Source organism: Streptomyces sp. SID1328 (genome assembly GCF_009865595.1).
GTDB lineage: Bacteria > Actinomycetota > Actinomycetes > Streptomycetales > Streptomycetaceae > Streptomyces > Streptomyces griseoluteus.
Genome location: NZ_WWKH01000392.1, coordinates 1 through 5,683, shown reverse-complemented (window position 1 = coordinate 5,683; position 5,683 = coordinate 1). Strand labels below are relative to the sequence as shown.

Below are 5,683 nucleotides of genomic sequence, written 5' to 3'. Positions count from 1 at the left end.
GGGGCGGGGGCGGCGGGCCGGGCGGGGGCGCCTGCCGCTGCGGCGGCACTTTTGCAGGCGTGGTCGTGTCTGCGGCACTCATCGCGCTCCTCGGCGATCCCTTAAAACCTGTGCGAGCGGTACGGCGGGCGCCGCGCGGGCTTTCGCTGCCCGCGCGGCGCACCGGGGTCACTTGGTGTTGATGACCTTGTCGATCGCGGCGTCCGCCTCCTTGGCGGCGTCCTGGACCGACTTCTTGCCGGTGCCGATCTGCTGGAGCATGGTCTGCAGGACCTGCGCCTTCTCCACCTGGCCCCAGCCCGGCGCCATCGGCACGAACCAGTTGGACTCGGCCGCGGTGGCCGGCACGGCGGTCGCCGGGTCGTTCTTCAGGGTGGCGAGGTCGGTCTTGTTGTTGGGCAGGTTGCCCTTGGCGATCAGGCCCTTCTGGCCCTCGGGACCGGTGAAGGCGTTGATCCACTCGGCGGCGATGTCCTGATTGTGCGACTTCACCGGGACGGCGAGGTCGGAACCGCCCAGGAACACCGGCATGTTCTTGCCGGAGGGACCGGGCATCACGAAGTTCTCGAGGTTGTCCTTGAGCTTGCCGGTCTTGTCGTTCTTCGGGTCGGCGGAGGTCGCGCCCTCCCAGGCCGCACCGAAGATCATGGCCGACTTGCCCTGGCCGTACACGAGGTAACGGTCGGACTCGTCCTTGGTCTTGTCGCCGTGCATGTACTTGTCGACCACCTGCTTGAAGGCGGTGAGGCCCTTGACCGACTCCGGCGAGGAGAGGGTCGCCTTCCACTGGCCGCCCTCCTCCTTGGCGATGGCGCCGCCCGCGTCGTAGACGAAGGACATGGCCGCGTACCAGTCACGGGTGGGCTGGTACCAGGCGTTGAACTTGTCACCCTCCTTCTTCTGGATCTTGTCCAGGGCGGAGGTCAGCTCGGGGTAGGTCTTCGGCGGGGTCTTGACGCCGACCGAAGCGGCCACGTCCTTGCGCCAGTTGGCGACGCGGCCACCGGCGTAGTACGGCACGCCGTAGGTCTTGCCGTCGTAGGTCACCGACGCCTTCAGTCCGTCCAGCCAGGCGTCCGAGCCCTCGAACTTGCCGGGCTCCAGGGGGGCGAAGGCGCCCTTCACCATGTAGCCGAGCATCTCGGTGTTGCCCATCTCGACCACGTCGGGGGCCTTGTCGGTGGCGAGGACGGCGTCCAGCTTGGTGTTCTTGTCCGGCCAGCCGTAGTACTCGTGCTTGATCTTCAGGCCCGGGTGCTTCTTCACCACGGCGGCGTCGGCGGCCTTGACCAGGTTCGGCCAGTTGTTCTGCGCGTCGACGGTGAGCCAGACGGTCAGCGCGTCACTGTCGCCCCCCTTGCCCTTGCCGTCGTCGCTGCCGCACGCGGCGATGGAGACGATCATGCCCGCGACGCCGATCGCGGCTATCAGTCTGCGCTTCACGCCATCCTCCTCAGGGATGCCCACAACCCCCCTGCCTCCCCGCGGTGTCACACTTGCGCGTCGTACCGCCCTCGGAGCCGGGACTGGACCAATGGTGTAGACCAGCAGGGGGAGCTTGGCCCAGACCAAATGGGCTGTCAAGGGTGTTCAGGTGGGGTCCGGGCGTCCGTGACGCGACCGAGATATGCAGGGACCTTTCATTGCGCAACCGACAGTTCGGACGGACCAGTTCCGGTGGACCACTGGCCCGCCGGGCACGTGTGGACTAGACCAACCGGGGGTGCGGCGGTATACAGGGAGATCACGGAACGTGCGGGTGAACCGGCCGCGCGCGGCCGTGCCACGATGTGAGCCGTGACCGATGGCGATGTCGGTCGCCATCGGCATCCGGAGCCGGGAAGGCAGCCATGAGCACCGACGTCAGCAGGGCGGAGAACGAGGCCGGCGCGACCGTCCGTACCGCGCGCGTGCCCAAGTACTACCGCCTGAAGAAGCACCTCCAGGAGATGACGGAGACGCTTCCGCCGGGCACGCCGGTGCCGCCCGAGCGCACGCTGGCCGCCGAGTTCGACACCTCCCGCACCACCGTCCGCCAGGCCCTCCAGGAACTGGTGGTCGAGGGACGGCTGGAGCGCATCCAGGGCAAGGGCACCTTCGTCGCCAAGCCCAAGGTCGCCCAGACGCTCCAACTCACCTCCTACACCGAGGACATGCGGGCCCAGGGGCTCGAACCCACCTCGCAGCTGCTGGACATCGGCTACATCACGGCCGACGACCGGCTGGCCGGGCTGCTGGACATAAGCGCCGGCGGCCGGGTGCTGCGCATCGAGCGGCTGCGCATGGCCAACGCCGAGCCGATGGCCATAGAGACCACCCACCTCTCCGCCAAGCGCTTTCCCGCGCTGCGCCGTTCGCTGGTGAAGTACACCTCGCTGTACACCGCGCTCGCCGAGGTCTACGACGTCCACCTGGCCGAGGCCGAGGAGACCATCGAGACCTCGCTGGCGACCCCGCGCGAGGCGAGCCTGCTCGGCACCGACGTGGGCCTGCCGATGCTGCTGCTGTCCCGGCACTCGGTGGACCGGGAGGGCCGCCCGGTGGAGTGGGTGCGCTCGGTGTACCGGGGCGACCGGTACAAGTTCGTGGCGCGGCTCCGGCGTCCGCAGGACTGACCGGCTCCGTTTCCCCCGCTTCTCGGGCCCCACCAGCTCACATCGCCATATCGATACCCGGACGAGGGCTTCCGCTCCGCCGTGCCGTCACCTAGATTGCGTGCGCATTACGCGTGATCAACGAGGGGACGGAGTCCGGCATGCCCGAAGATTCTGAAGTGAGGCAACCGGTGGTGACACCGGTCCGAGTGGTCATCGGGCTGTGTCTCGTGGCGCCGTTCGTGGCGATGCTGTGGGTCGGTTCGTTCTCCAAGGTGGACCCGACGTTCATCGGTATCCCGTTCTTCTACTGGTACCAGATGCTGTGGGTGCTGGTCTCCACCTCGCTCACCATGACCGCGTACCAGCTCTGGCAGCGCGACCAGCGCTCCCGCAAGGCCCGGAGCGGGGGTGTCTCGAAGTGAAGGACGGCGTCAACGGCGTGGCGCTCGGCGTCTTCGTCTTCTTCTTCCTGGCGGTCACCGTCCTGGGCTTCCTCGCCTCGCGCTGGCGCAAGGCGGAGAACGAGCACTCGCTGGACGAATGGGGCCTGGGCGGCCGGTCGTTCGGCACCTGGATCACCTGGTTCCTGCTCGGCGGCGACCTGTACACGGCGTACACCTTCGTCGCGGTGCCGGCGGCGATCTACGCGGCCGGCGCCTCCGGGTTCTTCGCGGTGCCGTACACGATCCTGGTGTACCCGCTGATCTTCACCTTCCTGCCCCGGCTGTGGTCGGTCTCGCACCGGCACGGGTACGTCACCACCTCCGACTTCGTGCGCGGGCGCTTCGGCTCCAAGGGCCTTTCGCTGGCGGTGGCGGTCACCGGCATCCTGGCGACCATGCCGTACATCGCGCTCCAACTGGTCGGCATCCAGGCGGTGCTGGACGTGATGGGCGTGGGCGGCGGTGAGGACACCAACTGGTTCGTGAAGGACCTGCCGCTGCTGATCGCGTTCGGTGTGCTCGCGGCGTACACGTACTCCTCGGGTCTGCGGGCCCCGGCGATGATCGCGTTCGTGAAGGACACGCTGATCTACATCGTCATCGCGGTGGCGATCATCTACATCCCGATCAAGCTGGGCGGGTTCGACGAGATCTTCGCCAAGGCGGGCGAGAAGTACACCGCCGCCGGTGCGGGCGGACTCGTCCCGGCCCCGGCGGGCCAGTGGACCTACGCCACGCTGGCGTTGGGATCGGCGCTCGCGCTGTTCATGTACCCGCACTCGATCACCGCGACCCTCTCCTCCAAGAGCCGCGAGGTCATCCGGCGCAACACCACGATCCTGCCGCTGTACTCCCTGATGCTGGGGCTGCTGGCGCTGCTGGGCTTCATGGCCATCGCGGCCGGGGTGAAGGTCACCAACGGGCAGCTCGCCATCCCGCAGTTGTTCGAGGACATGTTCCCGGACTGGTTCGCGGGCGTGGCGTTCGCGGCGATCGGTATCGGCGCGCTCGTCCCGGCGGCGATCATGTCGATCGCGGCCGCGAACCTGTTCACCCGCAACATCTACAAGGACTTCATCAAGCCCGACGCGACGCCCGAGCAGGAGACCAAGATCTCCAAGCTGGTCTCGCTGCTGGTGAAGGTGGGCGCGCTGGTCTTCGTCCTCACCATGGACAAGACGGTCGCCATCAACTTCCAGCTCCTGGGCGGCATCTGGATTCTCCAGACCTTCCCCGCCCTGGTCGGCGGCCTGTTCACCCGCTGGTTCCACCGCTGGGCCCTGCTGGCCGGCTGGGCGGTCGGCATGGTCTACGGCACCCTCGCCGCCTACGGCGTCGCCTCCCCCACCCAGAAGCACTTCGGCGGCTCCGCCAAGGAGATCCCCGGCATCGGTGAGATCGGCTACATCGGCCTGACGGCCTTCGTCCTGAACGTCGTCGTCACCGTGGTCCTCACCTTCGTCCTCAAGGCCGTGAAGGCCCCCGACGGCATCGACGAGACCACCCCCGCCGACTACACCGCCGACGCGGGCGACCCCGGCGTGGAGGTCGAACTCCCCCCGGCCACAGCGGGCACCAGCCACTAGAAGTCCCCGCCTTCCGGCCACGGGCCGCCGTAATGCGCAAGCGACGGCGGCCCGTCGTCGTACACACTGCCGGGCATGGACCTCGTCATCAGACCCGCCGAGCCGGCCGAGTACACCGCCCTGGGCGAGATCACCGCGCAGGCGTACCTCCAGGACGGCCTGCTGGACTTCGGGGAGAGCGACGCCTACCTGGGTGAGCTGCGGGACGTGGCCCGGCGGGCGGCGGACGCGGAGATCCTGGTGGCCGTGCGCGGGGACGTCCTGCTGGGCGGGGTCACCTTCGTCCCGGCCGGCGGCCCCATGGCCGACATCGCGGGGCCGGGCGAGGCCGAGATCCGGATGCTGGCGGTCGCGCGGGCCGGCCGTGGCCAGGGAGCCGGGGAAGCCCTCGTACGGACCTGTGCGGACCGGGCACGGGCCCTGGCGGGCTGCCACAGCCTCGTCCTCTCCACCCAGCCCACGATGCACGCCGCCCACCGCATCTACGAACGCCTCGGTTTCCACCGCACCCCGCACCGCGACTGGAACCCGTTGCCGGGCGTCCTGGACCTCGCCCTGCTCACCTACGAGTTGACCCTCTGAAGCCACCGCAACACACAACAGACACAACATCTGGGGGTGCCGCGACAGGGCGGCACTAGATGTATGCTCGTGCTCGCTGTCGTCGCAGGGGAATCCGGTGCGAATCCGGAACTGTCCCGCAACGGTGTACTCGCGTGTTTCGTGCATGCCAGCGTCAGTCCGAGGACCTGCCGACAGCGGCGCCCGGCCGTCCGGTCCGGGTGCTCGAAGACGTCCGGGCCTCGTGGAGTGGGCCGGTGGACGCGACGCCGTGTGCGCTCGTGCCCCCTCATACCCTCCGCCAGGCCCCCGTGCCCAGCGAGGGAGAGCCCCACGTGACCATCGCGCCTGCCGATCCGGCTTCAGCCACCCCGGCGACCGAGGCCCCTGTGGAGAACGACGGCCCCGGTGCCGCGCTGCTGCGGACCCTGACCGAGCTGACCGCCGACCTCCCCGACGCGGACCCCGGCCGGGTCGCGGCCGCCGCGCTGCGCGG

Annotated in this window: 5 protein-coding genes and 1 riboswitch; of the genes, 4 read left to right on the top strand and 1 reads right to left on the bottom strand. The window is 68.9% G+C overall.

Annotated elements, in window-relative coordinates; translation table 11 throughout:
• Positions 1-168 precede the first annotated feature (168 nt).
• Complete coding sequence (locus GT030_RS11705) at positions 169-1,443, bottom strand: extracellular solute-binding protein (protein WP_161201049.1); 1,275 nt, start codon at positions 1,441-1,443, stop codon at positions 169-171.
• A gap of 407 nt (positions 1,444-1,850) precedes the next feature.
• On the opposite strand from GT030_RS11705, the gene GT030_RS11700 reads away from it, so the two are divergent.
• From GT030_RS11700 to GT030_RS11685, 4 genes are all read left to right on the top strand, one after another.
• Positions 1,851-2,615, top strand: coding sequence for a GntR family transcriptional regulator (locus GT030_RS11700; protein ID WP_161201048.1), 765 nt, complete (start codon positions 1,851-1,853; stop codon positions 2,613-2,615).
• A gap of 140 nt (positions 2,616-2,755) precedes the next feature.
• On the top strand, positions 2,756-3,019 hold the full coding sequence (locus GT030_RS11695; protein ID WP_161187158.1) for a DUF3311 domain-containing protein: 264 nt from the start codon (positions 2,756-2,758) through the stop codon (positions 3,017-3,019).
• The gene (locus GT030_RS11690) at positions 3,016-4,626 is read left to right on the top strand and encodes a sodium:solute symporter family protein (RefSeq protein WP_161201047.1); all 1,611 of its coding nucleotides are present in this window, start codon (positions 3,016-3,018) and stop codon (positions 4,624-4,626) included. Before GT030_RS11695 ends, GT030_RS11690 begins: the two co-directional genes overlap by 4 nt.
• A gap of 75 nt (positions 4,627-4,701) precedes the next feature.
• Positions 4,702-5,208, top strand: coding sequence for a GNAT family N-acetyltransferase (locus GT030_RS11685; RefSeq protein ID WP_161201046.1), 507 nt, complete (start codon positions 4,702-4,704; stop codon positions 5,206-5,208).
• A gap of 46 nt (positions 5,209-5,254) precedes the next feature.
• Positions 5,255-5,398: riboswitch (cobalamin riboswitch) on the top strand.
• The last annotated feature ends 285 nt before the right edge of the window (positions 5,399-5,683 follow it).